The sequence below is a fragment of the Clostridium sp. L2-50 genome (genome assembly GCF_000154245.1).
GTDB lineage: Bacteria > Bacillota > Clostridia > Lachnospirales > Lachnospiraceae > Coprococcus.
The window spans coordinates 273,453-288,665 of the sequence record NZ_DS480316.1; the positions used below are offsets into that span (position 1 = coordinate 273,453).

General features: G+C 36.1%; 18 protein-coding genes. 1 reads left to right on the forward strand and 17 read right to left on the reverse strand.

Going from position 1 to position 15,213, the window contains the following annotated elements; translation table 11 throughout:
* Positions 1-95: 95 nt before the first annotated feature.
* Positions 96-431, reverse strand: coding sequence for a LysM peptidoglycan-binding domain-containing protein (locus tag CLOL250_RS04500; protein ID WP_008400969.1), 336 nt, complete (start codon positions 429-431; stop codon positions 96-98).
* Between the two features lie 249 nt (positions 432-680).
* Here CLOL250_RS04500 and CLOL250_RS04505 point away from each other — a divergent pair, with 249 nt between their 5' ends.
* Complete coding sequence (locus tag CLOL250_RS04505; protein WP_008400971.1) at positions 681-4,907, forward strand: 2-hydroxyacyl-CoA dehydratase; 4,227 nt, start codon at positions 681-683, stop codon at positions 4,905-4,907.
* A 478-nt stretch (positions 4,908-5,385) separates the two neighbouring features.
* Here CLOL250_RS04505 and hisF read toward each other — a convergent pair whose 3' ends face one another.
* From hisF to CLOL250_RS04585, 16 genes are all read right to left on the reverse strand, one after another.
* A complete protein-coding gene (hisF, locus tag CLOL250_RS04510; protein WP_008400973.1) occupies positions 5,386-6,147 on the reverse strand; it encodes an imidazole glycerol phosphate synthase subunit HisF in 762 nt (253 codons plus the stop codon).
* Positions 6,148-6,149: 2 nt separating this feature from the next.
* A complete protein-coding gene (gene hisH / locus CLOL250_RS04515) occupies positions 6,150-6,761 on the reverse strand; it encodes an imidazole glycerol phosphate synthase subunit HisH (RefSeq protein ID WP_021943968.1) in 612 nt (203 codons plus the stop codon).
* Positions 6,762-6,900: 139 nt separating this feature from the next.
* Positions 6,901-7,962 (reverse strand): HipA domain-containing protein, encoded by a 1,062-nt coding sequence (locus CLOL250_RS04520; protein WP_008400975.1) that lies wholly within the window; start codon positions 7,960-7,962, stop codon positions 6,901-6,903.
* Between the two features lie 21 nt (positions 7,963-7,983).
* On the reverse strand, positions 7,984-8,754 hold the full coding sequence (locus CLOL250_RS04525) for a Fic family protein (protein ID WP_008400976.1): 771 nt from the start codon (positions 8,752-8,754) through the stop codon (positions 7,984-7,986).
* A gap of 9 nt (positions 8,755-8,763) precedes the next feature.
* Positions 8,764-9,741, reverse strand: coding sequence for a hypothetical protein (locus tag CLOL250_RS04530; RefSeq protein WP_008400977.1), 978 nt, complete (start codon positions 9,739-9,741; stop codon positions 8,764-8,766).
* 85 nt (positions 9,742-9,826) lie between these two features.
* Positions 9,827-10,297, reverse strand: a complete 471-nt coding sequence (locus tag CLOL250_RS04535; RefSeq protein ID WP_008400978.1) for a hypothetical protein — start codon at positions 10,295-10,297, stop codon at positions 9,827-9,829.
* Positions 10,294-10,740 (reverse strand): DUF4869 domain-containing protein, encoded by a 447-nt coding sequence (locus tag CLOL250_RS04540; protein WP_008400979.1) that lies wholly within the window; start codon positions 10,738-10,740, stop codon positions 10,294-10,296. The genes CLOL250_RS04535 and CLOL250_RS04540 overlap by 4 nt, the downstream gene beginning before the upstream one ends.
* Before the next feature lie 75 nt (positions 10,741-10,815).
* Complete coding sequence (locus tag CLOL250_RS04545) at positions 10,816-11,157, reverse strand: hypothetical protein (protein WP_008400980.1); 342 nt, start codon at positions 11,155-11,157, stop codon at positions 10,816-10,818.
* Complete coding sequence (locus CLOL250_RS04550) at positions 11,141-11,929, reverse strand: hypothetical protein (RefSeq protein WP_008400981.1); 789 nt, start codon at positions 11,927-11,929, stop codon at positions 11,141-11,143. The genes CLOL250_RS04545 and CLOL250_RS04550 overlap by 17 nt, the downstream gene beginning before the upstream one ends.
* A 193-nt stretch (positions 11,930-12,122) precedes the next feature.
* Positions 12,123-12,542, reverse strand: a complete 420-nt coding sequence (locus CLOL250_RS04555) for an ATPase (protein ID WP_008400982.1) — start codon at positions 12,540-12,542, stop codon at positions 12,123-12,125.
* Complete coding sequence (locus tag CLOL250_RS04560; RefSeq protein ID WP_008400983.1) at positions 12,514-12,966, reverse strand: DUF4869 domain-containing protein; 453 nt, start codon at positions 12,964-12,966, stop codon at positions 12,514-12,516. The genes CLOL250_RS04555 and CLOL250_RS04560 overlap by 29 nt, the downstream gene beginning before the upstream one ends.
* The gene (locus CLOL250_RS04565) at positions 12,944-13,153 is read right to left on the reverse strand and encodes a hypothetical protein (RefSeq protein ID WP_008400984.1); all 210 of its coding nucleotides are present in this window, start codon (positions 13,151-13,153) and stop codon (positions 12,944-12,946) included. Before CLOL250_RS04565 ends, CLOL250_RS04560 begins: the two co-directional genes overlap by 23 nt.
* Positions 13,143-13,613, reverse strand: a complete 471-nt coding sequence (locus CLOL250_RS13260; protein ID WP_008400985.1) for a DUF4869 domain-containing protein — start codon at positions 13,611-13,613, stop codon at positions 13,143-13,145. The genes CLOL250_RS04565 and CLOL250_RS13260 overlap by 11 nt, the downstream gene beginning before the upstream one ends.
* Before the next feature lie 14 nt (positions 13,614-13,627).
* Positions 13,628-13,951, reverse strand: coding sequence for a hypothetical protein (locus CLOL250_RS04575; protein WP_044944999.1), 324 nt, complete (start codon positions 13,949-13,951; stop codon positions 13,628-13,630).
* Positions 13,952-14,047: 96 nt separating this feature from the next.
* A complete protein-coding gene (locus CLOL250_RS04580) occupies positions 14,048-14,374 on the reverse strand; it encodes a hypothetical protein (RefSeq protein ID WP_008400988.1) in 327 nt (108 codons plus the stop codon).
* Complete coding sequence (locus CLOL250_RS04585; RefSeq protein WP_008400989.1) at positions 14,371-15,195, reverse strand: hypothetical protein; 825 nt, start codon at positions 15,193-15,195, stop codon at positions 14,371-14,373. Before CLOL250_RS04585 ends, CLOL250_RS04580 begins: the two co-directional genes overlap by 4 nt.
* Positions 15,196-15,213: the final 18 nt, after the last annotated feature.

The following is a 15,213-nucleotide window of genomic DNA, read 5'->3' on the forward strand; positions in this document are numbered from 1 at the left end:
TATGGCTGATAGTATCCCGACATTATCAAATTATATAATAGAACGAAAAACTTTACAACAGCACAATCATGAAGAATTTCTAACTTTTATATATCTTAATCCACAACCAGCTCCAATCCTTCCGGCAAAACGACCTGATATAAGTTCTTATTGTTCTCAAATAATTCCTGTGGACCGACACCAAAATACATGAATACAGATTCAAAGGTATCTCCTTTTTTCACTGTATAATGCATCTTTCCATCTCCGGATCCTTCCTGTTCTATCGGAATACAGATTTCTTCCCCTTCCTGCATATTATAGACATTTACATACGGATTTGCAGTTATGATGTCACAGAGATTACATTTGTAGTGTTTTGAAAGCTTATATAATGTATCCCCTTTTTCTACTACATGGATCACTCCATTGCAATGATCATAATTTTCCATTTCATACCATCCGGCTTTTTTTATTATTATATTCGGAATCTGAAAAATGTTCCCTTTTCTTCTTATTAAAATATAAATCTTTCTCTACCTTTTTCTAAAATAAAAATTAAATAATAAAAAATCAAGGAAAATCAATCCTAAAATAAATATTAAGTTCGTCAGAAAAGGGAAAAAATCATTGTTTTTTGTAAAACGTTCCACTATAATAGATTCGGTTCAATAAAGAGAAAATTTTGCAAAAAGATTAGGATGGTTTTTATGTACAAATTAGGAATTGACATTGGCTCAACAACCGTTAAAGTTGTTGTTCTTGATGATTCACACAAGATTTTATTTTCTGATTACAGAAGACACTACGCAAACATAAAGGAGACATTACAGTCTCTTATAAATGATGCAAAAGCCAGGCTTGGTGATGTAGAAGTTACTCCGGCGATCACCGGCTCCGGCGGTCTTGCGCTGGCAGAGGTTATCGGTGTACCTTTTACGCAGGAGGTAGTCTGTGTTTCCGAAGCATTACAGGACTATGCTCCACAGACGGATGTTGCGATCGAGCTTGGTGGCGAAGATGCTAAGATCATATATTTTACAAATGGAATCGAACAGCGTATGAATGGTGTCTGTGCCGGTGGTACAGGTTCCTTCATCGACCAGATGGCTACTCTTCTTCAGACAGATGCCAGTGGTCTGAACGAATATGCAAAGGACTATGATACGATCTATCCGATCGCTGCCCGCTGTGGTGTATTTGCCAAGACAGATATCCAGCCTCTGATCAATGAAGGTGCAACCAAGCCGAATCTGGCTGCGTCTATCTTTCAGGCTGTTGTCAACCAGACAATTTCCGGTCTTGCATGTGGTAAGCCGATCAAAGGAAATGTTGCGTTCTTAGGCGGCCCGCTTCATTTCCTCCCGGAACTGAAAAATGCATTTATCCGTACTCTGAATCTGACCGGGGATGCGATCATCGATCCGGGTCATTCTCATCTTTTTGCTGCAACAGGTGCTGCCCTGAATTCCAAGCCGGAGGTATCCAGAACGCTCGGCGAACTCAGCCATTCCTTAGACGGCGAGTTACATATGGCTGAAAATGTACTCCGTCTCCCTCCATTATTCGAAGACGAAGCAGCCTATGAAGCATTCAAGGAGGAGCACAATAAATATAAAGTAAAACGCGGTGACCTTGCTACATATAAAGGAAACTGCTTCATCGGTGTTGATGCCGGTTCTACAACCACCAAGGTAGCTCTTGTCGGTTCAAATGGTGAATTATTATACGACTTCTACAGCAGCAACAACGGAAGTCCGTTAAATACGACGATCAAAGCGATCAAGGATATCTATTCCAAGCTGCCGGAGGGTGCTGTCATCGCCGGTTCATGCTCTACCGGTTACGGCGAAGCCCTGATCAAGCAGGCACTTTCTCTTGATTTTGGCGAAGTAGAAACGATTGCCCACTATACGGCAGCAGCATTCTTTGATCCTGAAGTTGACTGTATCCTCGATATCGGCGGTCAGGATATGAAATGTATCAAGATCAAGAACAAAGTCGTAGATAATGTCATGTTAAATGAAGCATGTTCCTCCGGCTGTGGTTCTTTCATTGAAACATTTGCCAAATCCTTAAATTATGATATTGCGGATTTTGCAAAGATCGCTACAACTGCCAAGACTCCTATCGACCTTGGTTCCAGATGTACGGTATTCATGAATTCAAAAGTAAAACAGGCACAGAAGGAAGGTGCGTCTGTAGCTGATATCTCAGCCGGTCTGGCATATTCCGTTATTAAGAATGCACTTTTAAAGGTTATCAAACTGACGGATCCAAAGGATCTCGGTAAGAACATCGTCGTACAGGGTGGTACCTTCTACAACGATGCTGTCTTAAAGAGCTTCGAGGTAATCTCCGGCAGAACCGCTATCCGACCGGATATCTCCGGTATCATGGGTGCTTTCGGTGCTGCCCTTATTGCCATGAATAAATATAAAGAGGGCTTTAAGACTTCTATGCTGTCGATCGATGAGATCAGCAAGCTGACTTATACCACAAATATGACCAGATGTAAGGGCTGTACCAACAACTGTCTGCTGACGATCAACCGTTTCTCAAACGGTAAGAACTTCATTACCGGAAATCGTTGTGAAAAGGGTGTCGGTCTTAAGAAGAATGCTGATAACATCCCGAATCTGTTCGAATATAAATTAAACAGGATCTTCGACTATACCCCGCTTACACCTGATATGGCAAAACGTGGTGTGATCGGTATCCCTCGTGTTCTGAATATGTATGAAAATTATCCATTCTGGTTCACTTTCCTGACAAAGCTCGGATTCTCGGTAGTACTTTCTCCAAAGTCATCCAGAGATATCTACAGTCTTGGTATTGAATCGATTCCAAGTGAATCCGAATGTTATCCGGCTAAGATCTCACACGGACATGTTATGTGGCTGTTAAAGAATGGTATCACATCCATTTTCTATCCTTGTGTTCCATATGAAATGAACGAAACACCGGAAGCAAATAACCACTACAACTGCCCGATTGTTACATCCTATGCCGAAAATATCAAAAACAACATGGAAGAATTAAAGGATGACAAGATCACCTTTATCCGTCCGTTCGTCGCACTGGATAATGAACAGGCTCTTGTCGATCGTATGTATCGTGAAATGAAAAAATACTACGATGTTACAACCGATGAGATCGCATCTGCTGTCCGTGCTGCATATGAAGAAGCAGAAAAAGTAAAGACCGATATCCGTGAAAAAGGCGAAGAAACTCTTCGATATATCGATGAACACGACATCCTTGGAATCGTCCTTGCCGGTCGTCCATACCATATCGACCCTGAGATCAACCACGGTCTTCCGGAACTGATCAACTCATATAAGATCGCTGTTCTGACAGAGGATTCCGTTGCTCATCTGGGACAGGTAGATCGTCCGCTTATCGTATCTGACCAGTGGATGTACCACTCCAGATTATATAAGGCAGCAAACTATGTTAAGACCTGTGACAATCTGGAACTGATCCAGTTGAACTCCTTCGGCTGTGGTCTGGATGCCGTAACAACCGACTGTGTAAATGATATCCTGACAAAATCAGGAAAGATTTATACCGTTTTGAAGATTGATGAAGTAAGTAACCTTGGTGCTGCCAGAATCCGTATCCGTTCACTGATCAGCGCCGTTAATTCCAGAAAGGAACAGAACTACAAGACCTGCCCGTCAAGCAGTGCGATCAACCGAATCGAATTTACCAAGGATATGATGAAGGACTACACCGTTCTTGCTCCACAGATGTCTCCGATCCATTTCAATCTGCTGGAATCTGCATTCAAAGTTATGGGACTTAATATCGAGATCCTTCCGGATGCAACCAAGGAAACGATCGATGTCGGATTAAAATATGTTAATAACGATGCCTGTTATCCATCTCTGATCGTCGTTGGACAGTTGATGAGTGCCATCACATCCGGTAAATATGATGTAAATAAACTTGCAGTTATCATGAGCCAGACCGGTGGTGGCTGCCGTGCAACCAACTATGTCGGATTTATCAGACGTGCGCTTGCAAAAGCAGGTTACGGCCAGATCCCTGTAATTGCATTATCGGCTCAGGGATTTGAGAAGAACTCCGGTTTCCCTATCACCTTAAAGCTTGCAAAACGGGCAATTCAGGCACTTGTCTATGGTGATGTCTTCATGCGTTGTCTTTACCATACAAGACCATACGAGAAAGAACCGGGATCTGCAAATGCGATCCATAAGAAATGGGAAAAGATCTGTAAGAAGACACTGGAAGAAACAGGAAGCACAGCAAGATTTAAAAAGAATATCAATGGAATCGTACATGACTTCGATACTCTCCCGCTTCTTGACATCAAGAAGCCAAGAGTTGGTATCGTTGGAGAGATCCTTGTAAAGTTCCTTCCATCTGCAAACAACCATCTGGTTGATCTGCTGGAATCAGAAGGTGCTGAAGCTGTTATGCCGGATCTGCTTGATTTCTTCATGTACTGCTTCTACAACAGTAATTATAAATATGAATATCTGGGCAAGACACACAAAGGCGCAATCATCGGAAATGCAGCCATCTCGCTCCTTGAGCATATGAGAAAGCCTGCAACTGATGCTTTAAAGGCAAGCAAACGTTTTGATCCACCTACACCGATCACGCATCTTGCAGAATATGCCAGACCTTTTGTATCCATCGGTAACCAGACCGGTGAAGGCTGGTTCTTAACAGGTGAAATGATCGAGCTGATCAACAGCGGTGCCGCAAATATTGTCTGTGCACAGCCATTTGCCTGTCTGCCAAACCACATTGTCGGCAAGGGTGTTATCAAGCATCTTCGTGAGGCTTATCCGGATGCTAACATTGTGGCAGTCGACTACGATCCTGGGGCATCCGAGGTTAACCAGATCAACCGTATTAAGCTGATGCTGGCAGCGGCCAACAAGAAGCTGAAATAGCCCGCCTGTTTGGACATTGCGGCAAACTGCATATAGACAAATATACTTAACAATTACAAAAACAGACACATATAACTTCTATTCCGCAGATCACTTTCGTTCTGTTTTTCACGTAGCGGTACTAAATTCACCGCTTATCGCGGTTCATTAAGAACCGACGTGAAAAAAGGTCTGCTTCATAGAAATATATGTGTCTGTTTTTTCTTTTATATACGAATGCCTATATGCAGTTTTTATATTTATCGAAGCATTATCATTCTCTACACAAGGCAAGTATTTCATAATAAAAACAGCTACATATATCTTCTATTCCGCAGATCACTTGCGTTCTGTTTTTCACGTAACGGTACTAAATTCACCGCTCTTGCGGTTCATTAAGGACCGACGTGAAAAAAGGTCTGCTTCATAGAGATATTTTGTAGCTGTTTTTATTTACCCTTTTTTTGCATGTATTTTGTTCTTATAGTAAGATAATATCTTATATCATCCGCATAGGGATGCCACGTTCACTTAAATACTTCTTCAGATCTGAGATCTCAAGCTCTTTGTAATGGAATAATGATGCCGCGAGTGCAGCTTCTGCTTTTCCTTCTGTCAGTGCGTCGTAGAAGTGTTCTTTGGTTCCTGCTCCACCGGAAGCAATAACCGGTACATTTACATTCTCTGCAATCGTTCTGGTAAGGTCGATATCGTATCCGGCTTTCGTACCATCACAGTCCATACTGGTTAGTAGGATTTCTCCTGCACCGAGTTCAACTGCTTTCATTGCCCATTCTACTGCATCGATACCGCAGTCAATTCTACCGCCATGTTTGAAGATATTCCAACCGCCATCCGGTCGTTTCTTTGCATCAATGGCAAGAACCACGCATTGACTTCCGAACTTATCGGCTGCTTCTGCGATCAGATTCGGATTGTCGATCGCTGCTGAATTAACCGATACCTTATCTGCACCTTCGCGGAGAATGGCTTTGAAATCATCAACGGTACGGATACCACCGCCAACCGTAAATGGAATAAAGATCGTCTCAGCCACACGTCTGACCATATCTACTACGATATTTCTTTGATCAGAGGATGCAGTGATATCTAAGAATACAAGCTCGTCCGCACCGGCTTTATCATAAGCTGAAGCAACCTGAACCGGATCTCCGGCATCTACCAGATTTACAAAATTAATACCCTTTACAACTCGTCCGTTTTTCACATCCAGACATGGAATAATTCTCTTTGTATGCATGATTATGCCTCCAATTCTATAAAATTCTTCAGGATCTGAAGTCCAACGGTTGAACTTTTCTCCGGATGGAACTGGCAGGCAAATACATTACCATGTTCGATCGAAGCATGGATATTCGTTGAGTAAAATGTGGATGCAGCTACATCTTCCTCATGATCTGCCTTCAGATAATACGAATGAACGAAATATACATATGGATGTTCCGGAAGTCCTTTAAATAACCTTGCTTTCGGATTGATATCAAGTGAGTTCCATCCGATCTGTGGAATCTTAAGTCCCGGTGCATCCGGAATCCGAAGGATCTGTCCATCTACGATTCCCAATCCTGTTACTCCCGGTGTCTCCTCACTTGTCTTAAATAATAACTGAAGTCCAAGACAGATACCCAGAAATGGTTTTCCCGAATCAACGACATCATAAATAACATTTTTCAATCCATATTCATTGATTTTTCCCATTGCATCGCCAAAACTTCCAACACCCGGAAGAATAACTCCAGAGCTGTCCATAATGACATCCCTGTCTCTTGTAATTATGGCTTCTTCGCCAAGAAATTGTACGGCTTTTTCGACGCTTTTGATGTTACCTGCATCGTAATCAATAATCGCTATCATTTGTCTATTTCCTTTCAAATCAGGTATATTTATCAGCATCACTATGCAAATATTTAACTACAAATCAAACAGTGGTATTATAGCATAAAAAAATATATGTGTCTAACCGGAATGACCGGTGAGAAATGATTCACTTTCTTTATTTAAACGCATCTAGATATTTCACATCACCGGATATACGAAATTTACATCTCAGCTCTTGTATAAGTGCGATATCCTCATCAAATCTACCATTCACATAATCTTGTTCAAATAACTCTTCCGTATAAGGCTTTCCATCTTTTAATCTATCTAAAGACTCAGAATTAAATTGCTTTGCATTTACTGCTTGTAATGATTTATCCAATAAAAGTTTCTTCCTAGCATTTAACATGATCTTATAAAAATTCTTTCTCAGCTTAGGAATTATTGGAGTTTCATCAATTATTGAATTGATACTTTCCATATCAATTCTCGGAACAATTCTTTTTATAGCGTTACTGCAATTTGTATCATATCCCGAAGTTAGAATATCACAATAGTTAGCTTTAGTGTGATTAATCAACAAAGCAGCATTGGGAAACACATAAATTTGTTTTAAAACCTCTTTATCATTGCTAAGAACATTAACTATACCATCATCACCAATTACAGGGTATAAAACACTGCCATAATCGTAAGTAGGTGCAAGCGAAACCTCACCGGATTTTTTATTTACTAAAAAAGCCCAATCACCTATATATCTGTCAAAATTAGCTAGAAGGGCATCAACAATAAAAGTATCCCAATATCTCTGAATTGCACTCTCTTTTAATTTTGATAAAATAGGATTATTATTATACACTTCATATATTTGTTCTAACTTAGGTAATTTACCTATGTCTGCTGAATCATACTGCATTCGCATAAATTGCGAAAATTCCTGGCATAAATACTCAAACCCACAAAAATCTTTACAAGCTACAACTAATTCTCCGGCATAATATCCTAATAAAGTTTCATGAGTCGGAACATTAATGCTTGCAGCTATAGAACTACCTAGATATTCAGAAATACAATTATTTATGTTGCTTGTAGTCAATTCATTTAATTTATGACTCTTTTCAGTAAACTTAATCATATAAGGATGCCCATGATATAAAATTCCAAATTTTCGATCAGACCCACCATAACTTGATAGTACATTTACAGGGCAATTACTAAAATCTATTAATTGAGGCATTAACTCACTTCCTCTATTCTATCAGAAAGAATTTAATTTATTAAGCCTTTTCTTCATTGACTTATTTACTTTTGACTGCCAGGTTTTATTTAATTCTTCTTCTAAAAGCAACTTTAAACCGCTTATTTCTTCCGTACGATCATATACCTCTAATGCCAAATAGTAAACATTTTTATCTTCGGTACTTATTATTAATGGTGGATAATTTTGTAAAAGAAGGTAATAATTTAATAATAATCTTCCTGTTCTACCATTCCCATCAGCAAATGGATGTATATTTTCAAATCTTGCATGAAAATATGCTGCAGCAAGTAATACATCTCCATCCCAAGAATTTATTTCGGCTAAAAGATCTTTAATTTCATTTTCTACTTCATCCGGAAAAGCACCAACTTCCTGCATCCCAATAGTATAATCATTTTTCTTAAAATGACCAGGTCTCTCACCCCTACTCCATATAGTGGAATCATAACATCCAGACATTAGTACTCGGTGAAATTGAGATATAATTCTAATACTCAAAGGCTCTTTTTTCTCAAAATTTTCTAAAATACTCTCAAATGCAAATTTCTGATTTTGAGCTTCAAAAATTTCTCTTACACTAACTTCATTAATAGATACATCTTTACCCTCAAAAATATCACGGGTTTCATGATAAGTTAATCGATTTCCTTCAATACTATTACTATTTGTAGCAAAAACTATACTAAAATTCTCCAGAGCATTTCTTAAATCATCTTTTGTTTGTATATTTTGAGCTCTCCACCAATTAATTACAGCATCATTAATCATAGTAGTTTTCTAAAACTCCTTTAATGGTTTTATTGTATTCATTTTTTCACCAGCAGGGAGAATCAGTTCATTAAATCTTAATAATAATTGTTTTTGATAAAAAATCTTTCGGCTGATACTGCATACTTCATAAATTCTATCATTCACAGTGATGAACTCTGGTAAAAAATTGATAAAATCCATAATTTCGTCTAAATGGGCGATGATTCTATTAGTAGCACTATTTAATGCTTTTTGAAATTCTAAACAATCTTGAAATTCTTGTATAAATTTCTTAGCAGATAACAAATGTCCATTTCTACTATAAGCTGTTAACGCATTTAAACAATTATCTCTTAACTCATCCGAGGATAATAACCTTATTATCTTATCCTCGCTCATTTTAGGTGAAAAACTTGCCCCATTATCAAAAATAGGAGCAATTCTATCCTTCTGACCATTAATTCTTAAAATTCCCCAGTTATCATTGGTTCTATCATTGTTATTAATGAAAATATCAATCAATGCTTGTTCAAAAAAATGTTGCTTAATTCCATCAATTACATTAAGTAAAGGATTTTTCTCAAGATGAAACATAAGTTCATCAATATCTACAACATGTGTAGATGTGGAATGTATATTGGAATGACTTCTGAATTTATCAAGTAAATCTCCACTTAAATAGTTTTTTATTGTTCGTATCTCAAGCAAAAATCCATCAATCGCAAAGTCTTTACAAGCAACAATTAATTTATTATTGCGTACACCAAGTATAGTTTTATGGACATCATATCCTAATATTCTATATATTTCACTACCCAAGAATTCTGATAAAGAAGAATAAGAAGCATTTTCATCTTCCATTTGTGATAAACTTCTCGGATATTTAACAATCCATTCGTCATCATCAATTAATATACCATCCTTATTGCAAGCTGTTCCACCATAAAATCCGTTTTTTAAACTTAACGGATTATTGGATAAGTCATAAATATTTATAGTAATCATATTGTATTCTCTATCCAATCATATTTAGCAGGTTCTACACGAAAAAAGAATTGAATCTGATAACATGGTTATACTAAAACCTTCATCAGATATCCGAATTTAACTTACAAAATTTTGACACATTTACAATAGTATCATTTATAGACTGTAAAGTATAAATGCTGTCAACGCTAATTGGTAACCAGCCTAATATTTCTCTAGTAATTATTATAAAATAGTTCTTTGATTCCTTAAAAACTTTACCAATATCCCATTTGGATAGAATTTCACTCGTTTCATCTATAATAAAAACTGCTCCCTGTACTGAATTAAAAATTAAATGATAATCAACACTCAGGGTAGACTCATTTTCCAGGATAAATATTTTATCTTTATCAATCTTATTACCAAAATCGTCAACGATAGTACAAAATACTGAGCTAACGTTTCTTTTGTATTTCGCTAACGTTTTTAAAAAATAAGTTTTCTTTGTGCCAGAATTTCCTGTAATAATGTTATATTTGCCACTCATTTTAAAATTGAACTTTTCTTTTCTATTCTTTAATTCTATGATCATGGCACTAACTCCCATCTAGCTTCCTTTTCATACTCTGCATAGTCTTTATATAGACGCTGCTTCAGCAAGCTATAAGCCTGAAATTTATCTGATGGAAACTTAGCAAGATGTTGCAAATATATAGTAATATCATGCGTTTGTTCTAACTCAAGTAAAATACTATTGCAATTATCTCCAAAAATAGTTCCCCAAATTTTGATAGATTTATTCATATTACAGAGCATCAATGCTTTGGCACCGGTACTAATTTCAAAGATACTAAACAGTATATCTTCATTGTCTTTATCCTGTATACCAATAGGTGTGACAATTGCATTGTCTATCTCATTTAGTATTTTTATATTAATTGCATTCTTTAACCAAGAGTATTCGAATTGTTCCTCAAATTCTAAATCCACTGCATAAATACAATCGTCAGGTCTACCATATCCTATCTTTAACATGTTCTTTTCTGCTAAACCATTTAGTAATAATGAGACAACCTTTTACAGTTGCTCTATCTGTTTGTTTATTAATAATTATTGCGTTATCTCTCTTAAAGTAAATTCATCTCTCACACATCTACCTTTTAGATAGTCTAAAATTACAAATTCAGTATAGTATGGTGCTCCAATTATCCTAAGAATTTCTCCAATATTTTGCCTGTCCGGTGGAATCACTCGCTCCCGAACAAACATAAGTGCATAGTGATTATCCAGATGATACATTCCCTGATATGCTGCGGTAGCAAGAAATGCTGGCATATCCTCTATTGGATAATCTCTACTAGTATCAACTTCATAGGAATCCTTTTCAGTATCATATGTCAAAATACCACATGAAACACCTTTAGGATCAACTATCTTATAAGTTCTTAACATACTCAAACCTCCAATCAAACATATGCTGAATATTTTCCCAATAATAATCGGGAGCTGAATCTCTATCTATTCCTTTAAAAATATCTTTTGGATAACTAAGCTCTTTGAGATATGATCGTGGAACATACTTTAAATTTTCAATCAGATCTTTGCTTCCAATAAAATTATTTACCGGGCCAGATTTACTAATGTCAAATTTTTCAAAGTCATCTTTAAATCTGCAAGAGCACATAAGGGATAAACCGTGATCAAATAAAAATGCTAAATTATAGTTACCATTCTTAAATAATATCTCTAGGTTTGAACTATGTCTATCCCTATTGCACACTAAATAATCTAATGTGAGCATGTCGTAGAGATATTTTCCATATCCAATTCTTTTTAAAAATGTAATTGGGTCCTCATTTTCCATATGTTTTAAATCATAAAAAGCACCAAACGATAAAGATTTCATACCACTTTGTTTGAAGCTGGCAGATCTAGTTAGCCATGTAGTATACTCTTTATTATCAACTACAACTAATGCTTGTATCAACTCATACTGTAAGCAATCATAGCCAAGAGCGTTTGCAATATTTTTGCAAATAACCTCGTTTATACTCTCGAATCCCCAAAAACCATCTATTGAATTATATGAAGACATTTTATAATAATATTTTATTCCATCTATAATCTCTTCAGATTTTAAGAAAGATCCACTGCTCCCACTGGAGTCTCTGGCGATAGCCCATATAAGATGCCTTAAATCTAATGGTGAAAAAAGCATCATCATATAGCAACAACCTCCAATAAAACATATATAATATTTATCATCATCTGTAACAGCCAAATCTGATAATGCATCCAATAATCCCTGATTACTTCCCTTACTCTCGACTACAAGCTCATTATCAAAGAAAAACTAATTAACTAATCTCCAGAAGTGAAACCCTGCACCGGTATCCTCTGTCCATAAATATTTCATATCACAACTCCGTTTCCAGTGTTATCCTATTATTGTCAAACTTCAACACCTTAAAGCTCTTATCAGAAACATTGAGGTCATCACAATTTCGCAGAAAAAGCATATATTGGTTCGATGGCTCAAAATTAATAAAACGTCTGACCTCATCATTAATCAAATTATCGGCATTATCAACCAAAATAAAATTATCTCTGCACTGTTTAATTGATTTCAAGAAATTATCCGATTTGTAATTAAACAATTTTATAGCATTGTATTCATCAGTTAATCGTAAATCTTCTAACATTTCATAAAGCACAGTTTTACCGGTACCGCTATCTCCACCAACAAGAGTTATTCTGTCATCAAATTCCAGATTGTACGAAAACGGATCTGCTCTAAATTTAATATTCTTATAAATCATCTGCTTCTCTCCTTTCATACTCCTTGCCCCACCAAGTATTATATCCTCTTCCTCCGGTCACTATATCAGAATCGTTGAATCTGATTCGCACACCATCCGGAATATTAAAAAGCGTTGGTCTGGACATATAAATTCTTATATTATCCATAGTAAAAATGATATTAAGCACATTCTGACCACATTCCTCTACATTCACCACCTTATCGGGATGCTTCACAATATTAAGTAAGGTCTTGCAGCCGGATGACAAATTACGGATTATACCTAAACCATATTTTGTTTCAATATGCTTATCTGGTGTCAGCTTCGCCTCATCTACTTGCTGAATGAGACTTATTTCATATTGAGACATTTCTTCATTACCTGTATTCAAATTAAAATACAAATCGTTTTGAAGTATCCAGTCCTTTGAGTCTTTTTTATCTGTATATATATCTATCATTCAAGTTTACTTCTTTCACACAATGGACAAAGGTAAAGATCTGGTAATGCATATGAATAAATGATTTTTCTATTAAGCTTAACAATTCTGTCTTGCCCTCTCCGCTGTCTTTTCCAATAAAACATGTATATTTGCTAATTATTTCGATACTGAACTCATGATCTGAAAACTGAAAACTAATCTTCATCAGGATCCTCCTCTTCAGTTGCACACCACAAACAATAATCATCTTCATATTCCTCAACAGTAACCCGAGAGCCATTTACTCGTATATCATTACTTATAAAATCTTCATCCGGTATATCCATATAATGTTCAAGCATAATACTAACGTCTTTCTTTTCTGCAATTTTTAAAAGAAATGGAACGCAATTATCTCCTAATAAGGATCCATAAAACCATCCATTCAGAAAATAAATACAGCATAATGTTTTGCAACCAGTTGAAATCATTTCTGTGCTAATTCCTCTGCCTTTATAGTCTAATAATGCTTCCTCAAATAAAACAGTGGTCCCATCTATTTCTTTTAAAAACTGCCTCACAAATTCATCTTGAAACCACTCCGGCTTTTTATTACGTCTGAAAATCAATCTGGCATCTAATTCAAATTCTTCTAAATTCTCTCTGCCAAATACAATATTTAACATACTCAAACCTCCAACTAAGTGTTCTTACTATCTGGAAATTTAAACCAATACCTATCATATAGCTGCTTTCCTTCACTAATCCTAAATATGTCAGCTCCTATTGGCCTTATTCCATATTTAGCACATTCAGAAAGCAAGTTTTGACGATTATCATCCGGCAACCTGCTGAGCAGCCACTCGTAAATATTTCCTTCAGTGATTTCATTTCTAAATTCCCATATATTATTAAGCTGTTTCTCGTCATATACCTCATAAGTTATAAAATCATCACGTACATCAAGAGACATCAACACTTTCTGTTCAAGCATTACGTCACAACAAAAACGACCTAATCGCATATTATAACCTCCATATCTAACTGTTCTGCACTATATTTTAAATATTCTCCAGCTAAAAAGGGCTTGGTAATAATGAACTTTCTACCTTATCACATCTTACTGCTCTACATTTATCCAATAATCATCTTCAACTGAAATTCCTTTGTTGTACTTAATTAAAAGTACCGGGTCGTAATAAGGAATTCCAACTGCATGCAATTCTTTTGTTAATCCCTGTCTTGTTTCCGGTACCACGCGATCATCTATAAATAATTCTGTTGCAAGGTAATCATCTCCATCACAAAGTAAATATGTGTATGGCAGTATACCACGATCAGATACTAAAATTTTGAAATCTTGTAATACCCCACCGGCAAATCTGAAGGATACAATTGGTACATCTTTTTTCATAATAGTACCCTTTAAGTCACCAAAACTTTTCATACTCCTATCACCTCAACATTTAATATTTTTGCTCGATTTAGAATATAAGAACTTGCCTTTAATGAAGGTAACTCAATACCAGTCAAATCAAACTTCTCTGGTAAATACTTTTGTATATCATACTTATCTGAAATAAATGCTATTAAATCTTCATTATGCCGTGCAAATGGTTTACATTCCATTTTTGAAATACACTGTTTTAAAGGTAAATTTTCGTATTTTCTATCATGTTCAAATAAGCCCAATCCGAAATCAAATAAAGGAGAAATCCTGAACTTACCATCACAATAGATAATACCGAAATTACTTAGATGCCTATCTTCATTTCCTACTAAAAAGTCTAACAGAGACATGACAAGTAAATAATCTGAACAGTCTGACTTAGTCAAATTATTTAAGGTATCAAGGGCAAAAATCCACTTGGTCTCTATGGAACCGGAATAAGGAAATTGTATCTTTTTAGCACTTAAGATTCTGGAAAATGGAACAAATACTTCACCTTGAGTACAAAAATTTTTAGAATATACTCCATAAATTGTATTGTAGCCTAAATCGATTTTACAAGGAGATTGCTCCAAAATCTGAACTCTCTTGTCTGTTAAACAAAATTGTTTTCCTAGCTGAGCTGCAACACATTCTACCAAATCATCACGCCAGAATTTATCTTGAAAATAAAATTGTGCTTTTATATAAATATCATTTTTACTATCATACCACTTCATCTGATTTCCCTTAGAAGTACTTCTACACTGTAAGCTAAGCAAATCAGAAGCATTAAAAATCTTTAATTCATTAGAATCAAATATATCTAAATTTTTCATAACAGATCCTCCAATTTA